Origin of the sequence: Rheinheimera hassiensis (assembly GCF_022436675.1) — a bacterium.
GTDB classification, from domain to species: domain Bacteria; phylum Pseudomonadota; class Gammaproteobacteria; order Enterobacterales; family Alteromonadaceae; genus Alishewanella; species Alishewanella hassiensis.
In genome coordinates, this window is sequence record NZ_JAKUJZ010000006.1 from 160,121 (window position 1) to 177,445 (window position 17,325).

11 protein-coding genes and 2 tRNA genes are annotated in these 17,325 nt (G+C 50.4%); 2 read left to right on the forward strand and 11 right to left on the reverse strand.

The genetic code is table 11. The annotated features are described in order from the left end of the window. Positions 1–14: 14 nt before the first annotated feature. From MJX74_RS14205 to MJX74_RS14230, 6 genes are all read right to left on the reverse strand, one after another. Positions 15–104 (reverse strand) — tRNA-Ser (locus MJX74_RS14205). 165 nt (positions 105–269) lie between these two features. Beyond that, positions 270–470: a carbon storage regulator CsrA gene (gene csrA, locus MJX74_RS14210; RefSeq protein ID WP_068229500.1), complete on the reverse strand. Its 201-nt coding sequence runs from the start codon at positions 468–470 to the stop codon at positions 270–272. 302 nt (positions 471–772) lie between these two features. Continuing rightward, positions 773–3,391, reverse strand: coding sequence for an alanine--tRNA ligase (alaS, locus tag MJX74_RS14215; RefSeq protein ID WP_420851418.1), 2,619 nt, complete (start codon positions 3,389–3,391; stop codon positions 773–775). A 30-nt stretch (positions 3,392–3,421) separates the two neighbouring features. Further along, positions 3,422–3,868: a regulatory protein RecX gene (locus MJX74_RS14220; RefSeq protein ID WP_240223474.1), complete on the reverse strand. Its 447-nt coding sequence runs from the start codon at positions 3,866–3,868 to the stop codon at positions 3,422–3,424. 2 nt (positions 3,869–3,870) lie between these two features. Continuing rightward, positions 3,871–4,593 (reverse strand): DUF2189 domain-containing protein, encoded by a 723-nt coding sequence (locus MJX74_RS14225; RefSeq protein WP_240223475.1) that lies wholly within the window; start codon positions 4,591–4,593, stop codon positions 3,871–3,873. Between the two features lie 116 nt (positions 4,594–4,709). Beyond that, positions 4,710–6,770, reverse strand: a complete 2,061-nt coding sequence (locus MJX74_RS14230; protein ID WP_240223476.1) for a S46 family peptidase — start codon at positions 6,768–6,770, stop codon at positions 4,710–4,712. Between the two features lie 189 nt (positions 6,771–6,959). Between MJX74_RS14230 and MJX74_RS14235 the strand changes: the two genes are divergently transcribed. Continuing rightward, entirely contained in the window at positions 6,960–7,448 is a 489-nt protein-coding gene (locus MJX74_RS14235) for a TIGR00645 family protein (protein ID WP_240223477.1), read from the forward strand. Between the two features lie 85 nt (positions 7,449–7,533). Beyond that, the gene (locus MJX74_RS14240) at positions 7,534–11,091 is read left to right on the forward strand and encodes a hybrid sensor histidine kinase/response regulator (RefSeq protein ID WP_240223478.1); all 3,558 of its coding nucleotides are present in this window, start codon (positions 7,534–7,536) and stop codon (positions 11,089–11,091) included. On the opposite strand, the gene MJX74_RS14245 is transcribed toward MJX74_RS14240, so the two are convergent. From MJX74_RS14245 to MJX74_RS14260, 5 genes are all read right to left on the reverse strand, one after another. Further along, entirely contained in the window at positions 11,088–11,879 is a 792-nt protein-coding gene (locus tag MJX74_RS14245; RefSeq protein ID WP_240223479.1) for a substrate-binding periplasmic protein, read from the reverse strand. The genes MJX74_RS14240 and MJX74_RS14245 overlap by 4 nt on opposite strands. Positions 11,880–12,026: 147 nt before the next feature. Continuing rightward, complete coding sequence (gene metH, locus MJX74_RS14250; protein ID WP_338052280.1) at positions 12,027–14,648, reverse strand: methionine synthase; 2,622 nt, start codon at positions 14,646–14,648, stop codon at positions 12,027–12,029. After that, positions 14,648–15,712, reverse strand: a complete 1,065-nt coding sequence (locus MJX74_RS21885; RefSeq protein WP_338052281.1) for a homocysteine S-methyltransferase family protein — start codon at positions 15,710–15,712, stop codon at positions 14,648–14,650. The genes metH and MJX74_RS21885 overlap by 1 nt, the downstream gene beginning before the upstream one ends. A 43-nt stretch (positions 15,713–15,755) precedes the next feature. Next, the gene (locus MJX74_RS14255; protein ID WP_240223480.1) at positions 15,756–16,682 is read right to left on the reverse strand and encodes a homoserine O-succinyltransferase; all 927 of its coding nucleotides are present in this window, start codon (positions 16,680–16,682) and stop codon (positions 15,756–15,758) included. Positions 16,683–17,248: 566 nt separating this feature from the next. Next, positions 17,249–17,325: transfer RNA gene (locus tag MJX74_RS14260), tRNA-Asp, on the reverse strand.

Consider the following 17,325-nt stretch of genomic DNA (forward strand, 5'->3'; position numbering starts at 1 on the left):
CGTCTGACAAAAAATGGCGGAGAAAGAGGGATTCGAACCCTCGATAGAGTTTCCCCTATACACCCTTAGCAGGGGTGCGCCTTCAGCCACTCGGCCATTTCTCCGCTCTGTGTTGCGGCGTGTATATTAATGTCTCAGGAAAATAAGTCAAACAATTTTTGGAACTGAAAAGCGCGTTTGCCGACCTTTTAAGCAATTCACCGGAAATGAGTCATAAAACGTACAAAATCGGCAGAATTCGTCGGCAATCAATCGGTATAGCTGGGTTGTTAGTCGTCGTCACCATAATTTGTATCAGGTGAACCTTTCTCGGCCTGTATACGCATATAAATCTCTTCACGGTGCACAGATACTTCTTTTGGTGCATTAACACCAATACGCACCTGATTACCTTTCACACCCAGCACCGTTACTGTTACTTCATCACCGATCATCAGTGTCTCACCAACACGACGAGTAAGAATTAGCATTCGTTTGCTCCTTGTTCCTTTAACCCAGCGTGACTCACACCGGTGTATACGCTAAAGCGAAGTATCATAACTCAGCTGACTGGCCTATTAAAAGGCAGCCGGTTAAATTAATGATATATGCGCTCAGCAATTTTACTGCAAAACAGCAGTATTGTAGCAATTTGCCGTTCTGCTACGGCAGATATTCGATATTCCGAGGTCGATTCACGGCAGATGACCAATTTGTTTAATTACGACGAACAACCTATGCAAGATCATATCAGAAAGGCGCAAGCGCCCTTCTTTACACCAATTCAAGCAGTTTAGCTTAGTTTTGCCGCGATGTTCGCTTTTGCCTCATTCAGCACCTTCGGCAACACTGCAACATCTGCACCACCTGCTTGCGCCATATCAGGCCTGCCGCCACCTTTGCCACCTAACTGCTCAGCAGCCCAGCCAACCAACTGGCCGGCATGTACTTTGGCAGTCAAATCGGCAGTCACACCGGCAATCAGGCTGATCTTGTCATCATTTACTGTCGCCAGCAAAATAACGCCCGAGCTAAGCTTATTTTTCAGCTCATCAAGCATAGTACGTAGTGCTTTGGGATCTGTGGCTGGTAATTGTGCTACCAGCACAGTAGCGCCTGCTATTTGCTGCGCTTGATCCAATAAGGAGGCTCCTGCATGGCTGGCCAGTTTGGCTTTTAGCTGCTCGATTTCTTTTTCCAGCCCTTTGCTGCGTTCCAGCGTTTGCTGCACCCGCTCGCTAATGCTGAAAATATCGCCTTTCAGCGCGCTGGCCACACTTTGTGCCTGCTGCTCCAGTTGCTGCACAAACGCTACAGCACCGGCACCGCTAACGGCTTCAATCCGGCGTACACCGGAGGCGATGCCGCTTTCAGACACTATTTTGCACAAGCCAATATCACCGGTGCGCGTAACGTGAGTACCGCCACACAGCTCAATAGAAAATTCCCCCATGCTTAGCACGCGCACTTCGTCATCATATTTTTCGCCAAACAGCGCCATAGCGCCAGCGGCTTTAGCCTGATCAATTGGCATTAAGCGGGTTTGTAACGGATGATTCTGCTGAATTTGCTCGTTAACCAGCTGTTCAATGGTGCGCAGCTCTTCTGCTTTTACTGCTTCAAAGTGGCTAAAGTCAAACCGCAGCCGCTCGGGACCTACCAGCGAGCCCTTTTGCGTGACATGCTCACCCAGTACTTTACGCAGTGCCGCATGCAATAAGTGCGTAGCAGAATGGTTTTGTTTAATAGCGCTGCGGCGCACACTGTCTATCTGCGCATCAACTTTATCGCCGACCGTTAAAGCGCCGCTTACATGGCCTTTATGTGCGAAGGCTTTGGCCAGCTTAATGGTGTCTTGTACAGCAAACACCGCGCCATTGGCCAGCGTTAAGCTGCCGCTATCCCCCATCTGGCCGCCGGACTCAGCATAAAACGGCGTCTTATCCAGAATAACCAGTGCCTGATCACCATCGCTAAGGCTGTCTACTGTCTGGCCATCGCGCAGTATTTCTACTACGACCGCATTACCAAACTCCTGCTCGTAGCCGGTAAAGGTAGTTTGCTGGCTTGAGGTTAATGTGGCGTTGTAATCTGCGCCAAAATTAGACGCCTGCTGCGCGCGTTTGCGCTGCTGCGCCATAGCGGCATCAAAACCGGCCTGATCAATTGTCAGGTTACGCTCACGGGCAACATCATTGGTTAAATCAGCCGGGAAACCGTAAGTGTCGTACAGCTTAAATACCAGCTCGCCTGGCAGCTCAGTGCCGGTTAAGCCGGCTAGGGCGTCTTCCAGTATTGTCAGACCACGCTCCAGCGTTTTGCCGAACTGCTCTTCTTCCAGTTTCAGTACTTTTTCTACTACCGCTTGTTTTGCTACCAGCTCAGGATAGGCTTCGCCCATCTGTGCCACTAAGGCCGCCACCAGCTGATAGAAAAATGCGCCTTTAGCGCCCAGCTTATTACCATGGCGTACAGCACGGCGCACAATACGGCGCAGTACATAACCGCGGCCCTCATTGGACGGCTGCACACCGTCAACTATTAAAAAGGCGCAACTGCGAATATGGTCAGCCACTACGCGCAACGATTTATCGGTTAAATCAGTTGCCCCTGTGGCATCTGCTGCCGCTTTAATCAGGGCAACAAAGGTGTCAATTTCATAGTTGCTGTGCACGTGCTGTAAAATAGCCGCTATGCGCTCCAGCCCCATGCCGGTATCAACACTGGGTTTTGGCAGTTTTTCCATCCGGCCATCACTGTGGCGGTTAAACTGCATAAAGACGATATTCCAGATCTCAATATAACGGTCGCCATCCTCTTCCGGCGAGCCCGGTGGGCCGCCCCAGATGTGCGCGCCATGATCATAAAAAATCTCGGTACAAGGGCCACAAGGGCCTGTATCACCCATGGCCCAGAAGTTATCTGACGCATAAGGCGCACCTTTGTTATCGCCAATACGGATAATCCGTTCAGCCGGTACACCCACTTGCTTTAACCAGATGTCATAGGCTTCATCGTCGGTTTCATACACGGTAACCCAGAGTTTTTCTTTGGGTAGCTTAACCACGTCGGTTAAAAACTCCCAGGCATAGGCGATGGCTTCCTGTTTAAAATAATCGCCAAAACTGAAGTTACCCAGCATTTCAAAAAAGGTGTGGTGGCGGGCGGTATAACCGACGTTTTCCAGGTCGTTATGTTTACCACCGGCACGCACACAACGTTGGGCAGATACCGCCCGGCTATAACTGCGCGGGTCCTGGCCCAGGAATACATCTTTAAACTGCACCATACCGGCATTGGTAAACAGTAAAGTGGCATCGTTACCCGGGATCAGCGAGCTGCTGGCCACCACCTGGTGCTGTTTGCTGGCAAAATAATCTAAAAAGGCGCGCCTGATACTGGCCGATGTCATAGTCATGGAAAAATCCTGTCCGCTTGGGTTTTACTCTGTTTGATTAATGGCAAATTGAATTTGTTCGTTACTAAAACCACGGCGCTGCATATACGCCATGCGTTTAAACTTGTCTTTATATTCGGTTACTGTGCTTTGGCCGTATTTCTTTTGGTACAGCTGCTGCGCCAGCGCAAACCAATCTATTTCCAGCTCTGCTGCACACTGCAATACCTGCTCACGGCTGATGTTTTGCTGGCGGCATTCCTGCACTATATAGCCCAGGCCATAGCCTTTATTTACCCGGCTACGTACTAACATACTGATAAAACGCTGCTGATCAAGGTAGTTTTCAGCTTTACACCAGGCAATGACCTTTGCAATATCATCGGCTTCACCGCCCTGGCGGCTTAAGCGCTGGCTCAGCTGCGCTTCGCTGTAATCGCGCCGGCTTAGCCAATTCAGCGCCATGCGTTTTAAATCAGCAAGATCAGCCAAGGTTACACTTCCAGCACGGCTTCATCAGTGGGTTTAACCTGAAGCGCAAAGAACTCATTAAACGATAAGAAGAATGCGATATTCAGCAGCGGTATCACCAGCAATAAACCAATAAACAGCGTTGGCATGGTAAGCATTATCAACCCCATACTCAAGAGGCCAAACACCACCAGCGCGGTAATATTACGCCAGCAGGCAATAAAGCTGGCTTGCATAATAGCCAGTAGCCTGCGCTCTTGCAAAAAGTACGCAATGGCTACTGCATAGGCAAATACCATCCAGGTAAGCAGAAAACCAATAACAAACAGCAGCATTAAAGTGCCGCTGACAACTTGTTGTTGATGCTGCTCTAACAGCTCCGCAGCCAGTACACTAAGCGGAATTGACGCCAGCATATTCAGCGCCGCAATACGGATAAACACAGCGCGGCATGCGGTTTCCTGCAGCGGCTGAAATAAATCAACAAACTGAATGCTCTGTTTTTGCTGCACTGCCACAACACTTTTATACACGCCTGCAGTTAAAAACGGGTTGAGTAAAATACCCACAATAGCGGTTAGCGGATGTAACTGGCTAAGCATAGCCAGCGCGCCAAGCGTGATAAACATCAAAACCCACACCAGTGGCGCCTGCATAAAAATAGCCCAGCTTTGTTTAAACCAGCTCAAAGAAGCCAGCGCATTAACCCGGCGTACAATAAGTTTTACCTTAAACTGCTTATCCACGATAACTCCACAAAACAGATAGCAGCACAGCTGCTACAAAACTGGCGGCTATGATACTGCAAAATGCGGCAAATTAAGAGGGGATAACGGATAACCGCCCGGATGGGCAGTTATATTCAGAAACTAACAGCCATTTCGTCGAGCAAATGCCGGTTTGTACTACTCTGGCGCAGTTGCCATAACAGATAACGAATATCCAGATGCACAGCCCGGCTGCGCTTAGCATCATAGTGCCAGTTTGCCAGCTGGTTTTCTGCCACTCCGGAAAACATCAGCCCAACCAGCTCACCTTGCATATTGAAGGTTGGCGCACTGCTGCCGCGCCCGCAGGTATCTATGCTGCTAAGAAAATTAACCGGTAGTGGCGTGTCCGTTGCAGCAAGCGCACTGGCTTGTGGCTGCACCGCCATACCCTGCACGGTACTAAATGGCTGATACCAGACTGCATCAACCGGTTGATAACCTTTCACCTTGCCAAAGCTCAACCGCAGGGTACCGTTGGCGTCAGCATAGGCCAGTTGGCCGTTTGCTTCGGCGTAGGCCATATGTATTTCCATCACCAACGGCCGTATTTGTGCTAACTGGCTGGCCAGCTCAAACCGCTGCTGATCCAGCTCCTCGCCCACTTTATGCATGGCAACGGCAAAGCTGAGCAAGGTATCGCGGCTTTTTTCAAACTGCTTTGCACTGCGCTGCAGCCATAATTCGCGCTGCCCGGCATCGCGCAGGCTGGTGCCACGATACATGGTTTCCAGCTTGTGCCGTACAATCTCCAGGTTAAAACCATCACCCAGCGCAAAATAATGATCTAAAGCGCCAATGCGGGCAGCCGGCGGTAAACTGGCATACTGGCGCAGAAAATGTAACGCCAGCTCTAAATCTACACGCACATCAAACTGCTCTGGCATTTCACTGATAAGTTGCTGTAACTGTGCCATTTCAGCAGCGGCCTGTTGCTGCTCAGTGCTGTTTTGCGCCTGTTCTTTTGCCAGTGCCGCTTTATATAAACGCCTGGCCAGAGTAGGTAACTGGGCACGGCTTAGATAGGTTAATACCAGATCACGCTGCGCCATAATGCGCTGCTGCGCGCTAAGTTGCTTTAAGCGTGCCAGCCGTGGCTGATAAAGCTGCTGGCGTACCGGGCTACCGGCAATCCAGGCTTTCAGTTGCTGGGTTGCCGCATCTTTTTTTTGCTGCAAACTACTTTGCTGGTAACGCTCGATCATATTTTGTTCTTCAAGCAGGCTGTGCTGCAAAGAGCGGACTAAATCCTGATATTGCGCAGCGCGGGCAGACCCTTCCGGTGCCAGTTGTGTAATAAGTGCTAACGCCTGCTGACGGTACTGCACCGACTGCGGATAATATTGTTCAAACAAAAAACGCACTTCATCGGCACTGGCATAACGGGCACTTTGCTGCGGAAACGCGGCAGCCATTACCGTGTCACCCTCGCTAATACCTTTTGTCGACAAGGTTAAATGTGCTGCTGGCTTTAAAGCGGTATTGTCGGCGGTATAAGCGCGTAAAAAAACATAGTCGGCCTGATAACGCGGCCAGCCCCAGCTTGGCGCCTGCTCAGGTGATACAGCCGATAACGGTAAATGCACCAAGCGCAGCTCGACGATGGGCTCTGATTTAACCAGATAATACTCAAGGCCATCGTGTTGGCTGGTCACTTCACACAGGTAGTTGCTGCGCTGCTGGCACTCATCTACCATTTTCTGGCTCAATTGCTGTAGTGCTATAGCCCGCTCGCTGGCGCTGGCGCTGGCATCAAGCTGGCGATTTATTTGTACGGTGACGTTTTGTACCTGCTGTGTCAGTAATGCTTTGACGCCAGGCAACACTATTTCAGCGGCTGGATTGGCAGCGGTAAAATCCTGCTGTGGTGCACTAAGCCCGACTTGCTGCAGGCTACTGGCCACACAGGCATAATTGGTCAGCAATAAGCCCGACGCCGACACAAAAGCAGCGCTGCAGTTATTTAACCGTACTAAGGCATTTAAAGGCAGCGCACTAAACGCATCAGCCTGCTGTGGCGCTGTCAATAAACCTTGAGCGACTAATCTGTGTTTTAACTCGGCTAGCTGCTGTGGTTGCCACAAACCTTCGTCAGCTGCAGCCGCGCTACAACACAGTGTCAGTAACACAGCGATATAGCGATATAGTTTTCTCATAAAGGAACATCTGTAAGCTTCAACGGCGCAAAGCTATCATATTCCACCCGGTACTAAGCCAAGCTTGCGGTAAAGTGCACGAATATGCGGTAACCGACAGCTGAGAAAGCACTGAAATTCAGCACCTGCGTACTTGACCTATCGCCCGATGGCCGCATAATACACGCTGCTAAATTGACTGGAAAAAGTATGGAAAATTTTATTGAACGACTGATGTATGCATCGCGCTGGATCATGGCACCTATTTATCTGGGTTTAAGCCTGGCGTTGCTAGCTCTTGGCCTTAAATTTTTCCAGGAAGTATTTCATATACTGCCGATCATTTTCAGCATGAAAGAAGTAGAACTGATTCTGGTGGTATTGTCATTGATCGATATAGCCCTGGTCGGTGGCCTGATCGTTATGGTGATGTTTTCCGGTTACGAAAACTTTGTCTCGCGGCTGGATTTGGAAGGCAACGATGACAAACTCAGCTGGCTGGGCAAACTGGATTCCGGCTCGCTAAAAAATAAAGTAGCAGCATCCATTGTTGCGATATCATCTATTCATCTGTTAAAGGTGTTTATGAATACCGAAACCGTCGCTAACGATAAAATTCAGTGGTATTTGCTGATACATATCACCTTTGTGTTATCCGCCTTTGCCATGGGATATCTGGACAAAGTATTGCGTAAATAAACCAATACGCGCTCAGCTTGTCTGATTAACAGCCTGCTGACTTTTGCCAAGCGTATTCAGCTGTGCGAACAGGAGGGTGAGCATAGTGAAGAGCCAATTTATCTGCTGCCGGGTGCTACTGTATTATATAGTGCTGCTGTTATGCTGCTACCCCATACAGGCATTATCATCCGGCCAGTCTGGCACCCCGCTGCTAAGCAATTTCAAACCGAAAGACTACAACGGCGGTACGCAAAACTGGGCTCTGATCCAGGATCAGCGTGGTCTTATTTATGTTGGCAACAACGTAGGTGTACTGGAGTACGACGGCGCCCACTGGCGTATGATCCCCACCCGTAATAAAGCGGTAGTGCGCTCGTTAGCCCTGGCCAAAGACGGCCGTATTTATGTCGGTTCTAAAGGCGAGATTGGTTATCTTGATACCAGCCTCGCCTCTGGCAGCAGCTATGTTTCGTTGCTCGACCGTATTGCGCCAGAGCAGCGTAATTTTCAAGATGTACGGCAAACCTTCGCCACAGATGATGGCGTGTACTTCGTCAGCCGCAATTATATTTTTTTGCTTACGCCGCAACACGTTAGGGTGTGGACCAGCAACAGCGCTTTTCTCAAAGCATTCTGGCTGAATAACCGTCTGATAGTGCGTGAAGAAGGCACCGGCCTGCTGGAGCTGAAGCAAGGCGATTTTACCCTGCTACCCGGCTCTGAACACTTTGCTACGACCAGTGTGTTTATGCTGGAAAGCTATAACGACAACACTCTGCTGGCCGGTAGCCGCGAAGATGGCCTGTTTTTGTTGGATAACACCGGCGCCAGGCGTTGGCACACAGAAGTTGATGACGTATTACCCCAGGCCCTGCTATATAGCGGCATTAAACTAACTAATGGTGATTTTGCTCTGGGCACCACCCAAAGTGGTTTATATATTCTTAGCGCCGATGGCCGGTTAAAAAGCCACATTACCAAACAGTTTGGTCTGGTAGATCAAAACATCCGGGCGCTTTACCAGGATCATCAGCAAGGCTTGTGGCTGGCGCTGGACCATGGGCTGAGCAGAATTGACTTATCATCTGCCTTATCGTACTACAACAACGCCAGTGGTTTGTATGGCAATGTGTTGTCGTTATACCAGCACAACGAGGTGCTGTATGCCGGCACCAGCCTGGGCTTATACCGCCGCAACAGCCAGAATCAGTTTGAAGCCATCAGCGAAGTACAAAAGCAAACCTGGGACTTTATCAATTTTGAGCAGCAACTGCTGATTGCCAACAGTAATGGCGTTTATGCATTGCGCCAGCAGGAAATCAAACTGGTGCGCCCGTCCGAGCTGGCCAGCAAAGTGCTTTATCAGTCGGTGCAAAACCCACAGCGGGTTTTTGTAGGCTTGCAGGATGGCCTAGCCAGTATGCGCTACGAGCAGGGCCAGTGGCACAACGAAGGCCGCGTACCTGGAGTTAGTGGCAATCTTAACAGCATATATGAAACCGCCGATGGCGATTTGTGGCTGGGTACACTGGCTCATGGTGTGTATCGCATCACTTTGCCACAAAACTGGCAAGGCGGGAATTCGGTACCACTGGTGGTAAAGCGCTTTAACAAAAGCGCGGGCCTGCCCAGCGAAAACCGCAACTCAGTGCATTGGTACCAACAACAACTGCTGTTTGCTACTGTTAGTGGCTTTTACCGTTTTGACAGCCAAAGCGCGCAATTTATGCCCGACAAGGTGCTGGGCGCAGCCTTTCCGGATACCCAGCCCTGGGTACGTTATCCACAAATCGACCAACACAATAATCTCTGGCTACTAACATGGGACAACATTACCGGTAGCCGTCAGGCCGGGGTATTATTTGCCGACGATAATGGCTTATATCGCTGGCAGGCTTCCTCATTGCTACCACTGCAGGATATTCCACTCGATACGCTGCTGATAGATCAGCAAAATGTTATTTGGTTTGGCGGCGCAGAAGGTATTTTCCGCTTTGCTATTACAGAGCATCGCAACCTGCCGCCGCGTCTGCCGTTAATACGGCAACTCAGAACACTCGCCGGCGATATTTTCTACAGTGGCGGCACTTTACCTAAGCGGCTAAAACTGGATGCTGCCAGCACAGAGCTGCGTTTTGAATATGCCAGCCCCAACTTCAGCCACTTATTTTTGCCGCAGTTTCAGGTGAAGTTACAAGGCCACGATAAAAACTGGTCGGGCTGGAGCAACGAGCTATATCGTGATTACACCAACCTGCCCGCCGGCGACTACCAGTTTATGGTACGCAGCCTGGATTATCAGGGTAACCTGCAATTATCGGCACCGCTGAATATTCATATTGCTCATCCCTGGTATGCCAGCCCACTGGCCTGGTTGCTTTACGCGCTGCTAGCTGCGGCTTTAATATATCTGTTGCTAAAATGGCGCACCCATCAGCTAACGGCAGAAAAACAGCAACTTACCACCTTGATAGAGCAGCGCACGCTGCACCTGCAACACACTATGCAGCAGTTACAACAAGCTAAACACACGGCAGAGTCTGCCACGGCAGCTAAAAGCGAGTTTCTTGCCAATATGAGCCATGAACTGCGCACACCGCTAAATGCGGTACTCGGTTTTGCCGAACTGGCGCAGCACAGCCAGGATGCTAAAACCCAGCAAAGTTATCTGGCTAAAATTCGAGCCTCTGGCAAAATTTTGTTAAGCATTATTAATGACATTCTGGATTTCTCCAAAATAGAAGCCGGTAAGCTGGAGCTGGAGCAAGCGCCATTTAATCTGCAACAAACCATTTTGCAGGTTACCGACATGTTCAGCGCCCAGTTACAACAAAAGTGGCTGAATTTCTCGCTAGAACTGGACAAAAGCATCCCACCGGTGCTGAAAGGCGATGCGCTGCGACTAAGCCAGGTATTAATTAACTTACTCAGTAACGCCATTAAATTTACCGAGCGCGGCAGTGTCAGCCTGACAGTAAGCCCGGTCGGCAATGCTGATAACTGCCTGTTGCAGTTTGCCGTTACCGACACTGGCATTGGCATCAGCGAAACGCAGCAAGCCCGCTTGTTTACTGCTTTTAGCCAGGCCGATAGCTCTATCAGCCGCAAATACGGTGGCACCGGCCTGGGTCTGACCATTTGTCAGCGCCTGCTAAAACTAATGGGCAGCAAACTGAATGTTCAGACTGCCGAAGGCCAGGGCAGCAGCTTTGGCTTTGCTGTGCAGTTTACTGCGGCCAGTGCCGACAGCCTGGAACCTGCGGCGGCGTCGCCACCGCAACTGGCTGACGACAAAGCATTTCAGCACACAGTGCTACTGGTAGAAGACAATTATTTTAATCAGGCACTGGCGCAAATTATTCTGCAAAAGCTCGGACATAAAGTAATTAGCGCCAACAATGGCGAACAGGCGTTACAGTTCGCCATGCAACATGCCATCAGCTTAGTATTAATGGATATAGAAATGCCAGGGCTTAACGGCTATGACACGGCACGCCAATTACGCCAGTATCATAACTATGCACAGACCCCGATTATCGCCATGACAGCGCATCATTCTGAGCATGTGCGCCAGCAATGCCTGCAGGCTGGAATGAATGACATGCTAACCAAACCGATAGACGCCACTATGCTGGCTGCCTTGCTGGAGCAATGGCGCTAGCCAGCCGGTTGCTGTGCACTGACGGCTTGTATGTCGTTGCAATAAAACCGGTTTGGCAGTTCCTGGTTAAGCTGCAGCAGGTATTTCAACTGCAGTTGTTCGTACCAGTTATCCAGCAGTACGCTGAGTAACGCCTGATCAAAACGACGCTGCAATACCGGTTCACGAAAAGCTGCCCGGTATAAGGTCGAGCCAAACAGCTCGTGAATAACTGCTGGCAGTGCTCGTTTTGATTGTTGCTGATGGTAGGTAAAGATATTTCGATCCAGCACTATTGTCTTAACGCGGCCGCTAAACAACATTTCAACCTGAGCCTGCTGATCCACCGTTTCCAGATAGCCCGGCTGTATCGCCATTGCATCGCGGTAGTCAGCTCCGAGCACCGCCGTCGCGCCCTGAAACGCAACGGTGGTCAGCAACGCCATATCAGCGGGATGTTGCAGGGTTAATTCATCGCTTTGCCGTGCAACCACCACGTTCTGATAGCGAATATAAGGCTGAGAAAAAAATAATCCGGGTTCATTCGGTTCATTAGGCTGCAAACTGGCAATATCACCAAAGCCACTTTCCAGCTGACTGCGAATGCGGGAGTTGGGTAAAAAAGTAAACTCTGCTTCATAGCCCATGCGCCTGACTACTTCACGCAGCAGCTCAATTTCGTAACCGCTGACAATATCCAGCTTAATATATGGCGGTTTATGCTGCCCCACCAACACGGTAAGCGGGGCCGCCCACACAGACTGACATACCAGCAGGCAAGCTACTACTACCCATCCTTTTCCGGCCATACGTACTCCGCCATACTTTTTATTAAGCTTAGACGGTTTTACCCGGCAGCGCGGAGAAAATACAAGCTATTTGCTGTAGCAGGAACAACGATGTTTTATTTTATAACAAACACTTAGCCGCGTTATTGCTGCACGCTGGCAAGCGCACTAGCGCAGGTTAGGCGCCAGCCAGCTTTGCGCCTGCTCGGGGCTCCAGCCTTTTTTCACCGCATAGTCATTTAGCTGATCATCGGCAATTTTACTCACAGCAAAATACTTACTGTCGGGGTGACCAAAATACCAGCCGCTAACGGCAGCCCCGGGCCACATGGCGTAGCTTTCGGTCAGCACTATGCCGGTTTGCGCTTCAACATCCAGCAACTGCCACAAGGTGCCTTTTTCAGTATGCTCCGGGCAGGCCGGATAACCCGGTGCCGGCCTTATACCCTGATACAGCTCACGAATAAGCTGCTCGTTATCCAGTCCTTCATCCGCAGCATAGCCCCAGTATTCGCGCCGTACTTTTAAATGCAGGTATTCGGCCAGCGCTTCAGCTAAACGATCAGCCAGCGCTTTTACCATAATGCTGTTGTAATCATCGTGATCGGCAGCAAAGCTGGCAGCCAATTCATCGGCGCCAAAACCGGTGCTGACAGCAAAGCCGCCGATATAATCTTTGACGCCACTGTCAACCGGGGCGATAAAATCTGCCAGGCTGCAATTGGGCGCATTGTTGCGCAGCTGCAGCTGTTGGCGCAGATTATACAAGCGGGCTCTTTCGCTGGTTCGGCTCTCGTCGGTGTACACCACGATATCTTCACCGTCGCTGTTGGCCGGGAACAAGCCAAACACCGCCTTACCTTTAACATGACCGTCGTTAATCATGGTATCGAGCATGGCATTGGCATCTTTAAACAACTTGCGTGCCTCCATGCCGACTTCAGCGTGGTTTAAAATAGCCGGATACTTGCCGGATAACTGCCAGGTTAAGAAGAACGGCGTCCAGTCGATGTAATCGCGCAGCAGGTTTAAATCAACATCCTGCCATAAGTGCACGCCGGGCTGTTTCGGCGCGGGGGCTACTTTGCTTAAATCGAGCTGAAATTTATTTGCTTTGGCCTCAGCGAAACTCAGCAGCTTTTCTCCAGGGCGCGAGCGGGCATGTTGCTCACGCGCCACCACATATTCGTTTTTAATCCGGCTTAAATAACCGGCTTTGCTATCGGGGCTAATTAACGACTGCACCACTGACACACTGCGCGACGCATTGGGCACATACACCACGCCGTTGGCATAATTCGGCTCAATCTTTACCGCGGTATGGGCTTTCGACGTGGTAGCCCCGCCAATCAGCAGCGGCTGAGTAAAGCCTAAGCGGGTCATTTCTTTGGCGACATGCACCATTTCATCCAAAGACGGCGTAATCAGGCCGGATAAGCCTATTACATCGACATCGCGCTCTTTGGCTACCCGTAAAAGCTCGGCACAGGGCACCATTACGCCAAGATCAATTACTTCAAAGTTATTGCACTGCAGCACCACGCCAACGATGTTTTTGCCGATATCGTGCACATCGCCTTTTACCGTGGCCAGCAGCACCTTGCCCTGGGCACGGCCGCCTTCTTTTTCCAGCTCAATAAAAGGCTGTAAATAAGCCACGGCTTTTTTCATTACCCGCGCCGATTTTACTACCTGCGGCAGAAACATTTTGCCTTCGCCGAACAAGTCACCCACCACGTTCATGCCGTCCATTAACGGACCTTCAATCACATGCAGTGGTTTTTCTGCTTGTTGCCGGGCTTCTTCAGTGTCGATATCAATAAAGTCAGTAATACCTTTTACTAAAGCGTGCTCTAAACGTTTATTAACCGGCAGGCTGCGCCAGGCATCATCCACTTTTTCGGCTACGCTGCCATCGCCTTTAAACTGCGCGGCAATCTCCAGCAGCCTCTCGGTGGCATCGTCACGGCGGTTGAGAATAACGTCCTCTACACGCTCTTTCAGCAGCTCAGGGATATCGTCATACACCGTCAGCTGGCCGGCATTAACAATGCCCATATCCATACCAGCGCCAATGGCGTGGTACAAAAATACCGAGTGAATGGCTTCGCGCACGGCATCATTGCCGCGAAACGAGAACGACACGTTAGATACACCGCCGGAGATTTTCGCATGCGGGCACAAGCGCTTTATCTCGCGGGTGGCTTCAATAAAATCTACTGCGTAGTTGTTATGCTCTTCAATACCGGTGGCAACGGCAAAGATATTCGGGTCAAAAATAATGTCTTGTGGCGGAAAACCGATTTGCTCAGTGAGGATTTTATAAGCACGCTGGCATATTTCGACCTTACGTGCTTTGGTATCGGCCTGGCCTTGCTCATCAAACGCCATTACCACTACTGCTGCACCATAGCGGCGCAGTAGGCGCGCCTGGTGTAAAAATGGTGCTTCGCCTTCTTTTAGTGAAATGGAGTTAACCACCGCCTTGCCCTGAATGCATTTTAGCGCGGCTTCGATAACTTCCCATTTCGACGAGTCGACCATAATCGGCACCCGCGAAATATCCGGCTCAGACGCCAGCAGTTGCAGGTAGCGCACCATGGCGGCTTTGCTGTCGAGCATCGCCTCATCCATATTGATATCGATAATTTGCGCGCCGTTTTCTACCTGCTGCCGTGCTACATCGAGTGCCGCTTCAAAATCACCATTTAAGATCAGCTTTTTAAACTTTGCCGAGCCGGTAACGTTTGTCCGCTCGCCAACGTTGATAAATCGGGCCTGTTGTCGCATTACCACTCCAGAGAAAAGGCTTCAAGGCCGGCTAAATTAAAACTATGGTTGGGCGCTTTCGGTTGGCGCGCAGGTGCATCTTTTACTGCATCTGCTATGGCTTTTATATGCTCGGGCGTAGTACCGCAGCAGCCGCCGACAATATTGAGAAAGCCCTGTTTGGCCCAATCGGCAATTTCTGCCGCCATCTCCCCCGCGCCCAAATCATATTCGCCGAACTCATTCGGCAAGCCGGCATTAGGGTGTACCGAAACATAAGCTTCTGACACGCCGGACAGCGTTTCGACATAAGGCCGCAATAAATCCGGGCCTAAGGCGCAGTTAAGGCCAAAACAGACCGGCTCGACATGGGCCAGGCTATGATAAAAGGCTTCGGTAGTTTGGCCGGATAAGGTACGGCCGGAAGCATCGGTAATGGTTCCGGAGATCATCACCGGCAGTTTAAAACCCACTTCATCAAATACCTTTAACACCGCAAAAGCGGCCGCCTTGGCATTTAGCGTATCAAAGATGGTTTCCAGCATAATAATGTCAGCGCCGCCTTCGATTAGCGCATGGGTCGACTCGATATAGGCCTCTACCAACTCGTCAAAGCTGATATTGCGAAACCCCGGATCGTTTACGTCCGGTGATATAGTCGCCGTACGGTTAGTTGGCCCGAGCACACCGGCAACAAAGCGCGGTTTATGCGGCTCAAGCCTGGTGACCTCATCACAGACTTTACGTGCCAGTACGGCTGCTTCGCGGTTAATCCGTGCCGACAAGCCTTCCATCTGGTAATCGGCCATCGCGATAGTCGTAGCGTTAAAGCTGTTGGTTTCAACAATATCAGCGCCAGCCAGCAAATATTGGCGGTGAATATCAGCAATTAAATCCGGCTGGGTTAGCACCAGCAAGTCGTTGTTGCCCTTTACATCGCTGGGCCAGTTGGCAAATTCGCTGCCGCGATAATCGGCTTCTTCTAAACGATGCTGCTGGATCATGGTGCCCATGGCGCCATCGAGAATTAAAATACGCTGTGAAAGTAACTGAAGAAAATGCTCAGGCGTTAGTCTTGCTGTCATAAAATGCTCGTTGTAATTCTTAGTCGTTTAAGCGTGCAGTAGCTTAAATGTTACGGCCAATCTGGCTTAGCTCAAACGGCGTGGCCTGATAAACATAATAGTTCAGCCAGTTGCTAAACAGTAAAAAGGCATGACTTTGCCACAGCTTTTGCGGCCCCTGCAATGGGTCGTTATTACGGTAATAGTTTTCCGGCAGCTTCGGCGCAGCATCTGCCGCCAGATCGCGCTGATATTCTTCATCCAGCGTGGTTAAATCGTACTCCGGGTGGCCGGTAACAAATACCCGGCTGCCACTGCTGTTTTGCAATAAATAAGCGCCGGTCACATCGGCTTCGGCCAGTATATGTAAATCATCGTGTTGCTGGTACTTTTGCTTTGGTACCTGGGCATAGCGCGAGTGCGGCACTAAAAACGCATCATCAAAACCACGCACTAATGGGCACAGCGGCTGGCTTACCTGCTGCCAATACACGCCGGACAATTTCTCGCCACGGATTTCACGCTGTAAACCATAGTATTGATACAGCGCCGCATGGGCTGCCCAACATAAAAACAAGGTCGAGGTGACGTTGTTATCGGCCCAGCGCAGAATATCGCCGAACTGCGCCCAGTACGTTACGTCTTCATAATCGACCAGGCCCAGCGGCGCGCCGGTAATAATTAAGCCATCGTATTTTTGTTGCTGTACTTCAGAAAAATAACGATAAAAGCAGTTTAAATGGCTTGGCGGCGTATTTTTGCTGACATGGTCATCAATGCGCAGTAAATCGACATCCACCTGCAACGGGCTGTTAGCCAGCAAACGCAGCAGCTGAATTTCGGTGGCAATTTTATTTGGCATCAAATTTAAAATAGCAATTTTCAGCGGCCGGATATCCTGCGACTGCGCCCGGCTTTCGGTCATTACAAACACATTTTCGGCCGACAAGGCTTCTACCGCCGGCAACTGATCGATCACTTTAATAGGCATAGCCACACCCGGTTAACTGACATAGCCGCTACTTTGCGCAAAACCAGCGGCAAAGTCAACTTCTATACGTTTAGATGGCCAAATAATAAAAAGAGGATACCAATAGATTGCTAACTTAGCGCTGCCAGTACATGCTCCAGGTCGCGTTCGATGCCGCGTAGTAAGGCCTTAGCAGGAATGGTTGGCTCACGGCGGCCCTGCAGCCAATTCCGCAAAGTGCCTAACTGTACGTCAATCAGGTTAGCAAAAGCAGCTTGCGCTACCTTAGCTTTCCGGCTTCAGGGTTGTTTGCCAGATACTGCTGAGACTCGCGATACTCTTCATTTTGCATCAGCTCTTTTGCAACTGAAGCAGGCAGCATAAGTTCAACAATTGTGTACCACCGAATGGCTACTGCTCAGACTGAAGTTAGATAGATGGAAGTAAAATGGCAGAGCTTTCGGGACTCGAACCCGCGAACATTATGGCTTTTGGCGTGACAGACCGGCATGCTTCTGATAGAAAGCAACCGACTAAACTACCGCTTAGGCTTAAAAACAAAAAACCAGCATAATGCTGGCTTAAAATGGCGGAGCGGACGGGACTCGAACCCGCGACCCCCGGCGTGACAGGCCGGTATTCTAACCGACTGAACTACCGCTCC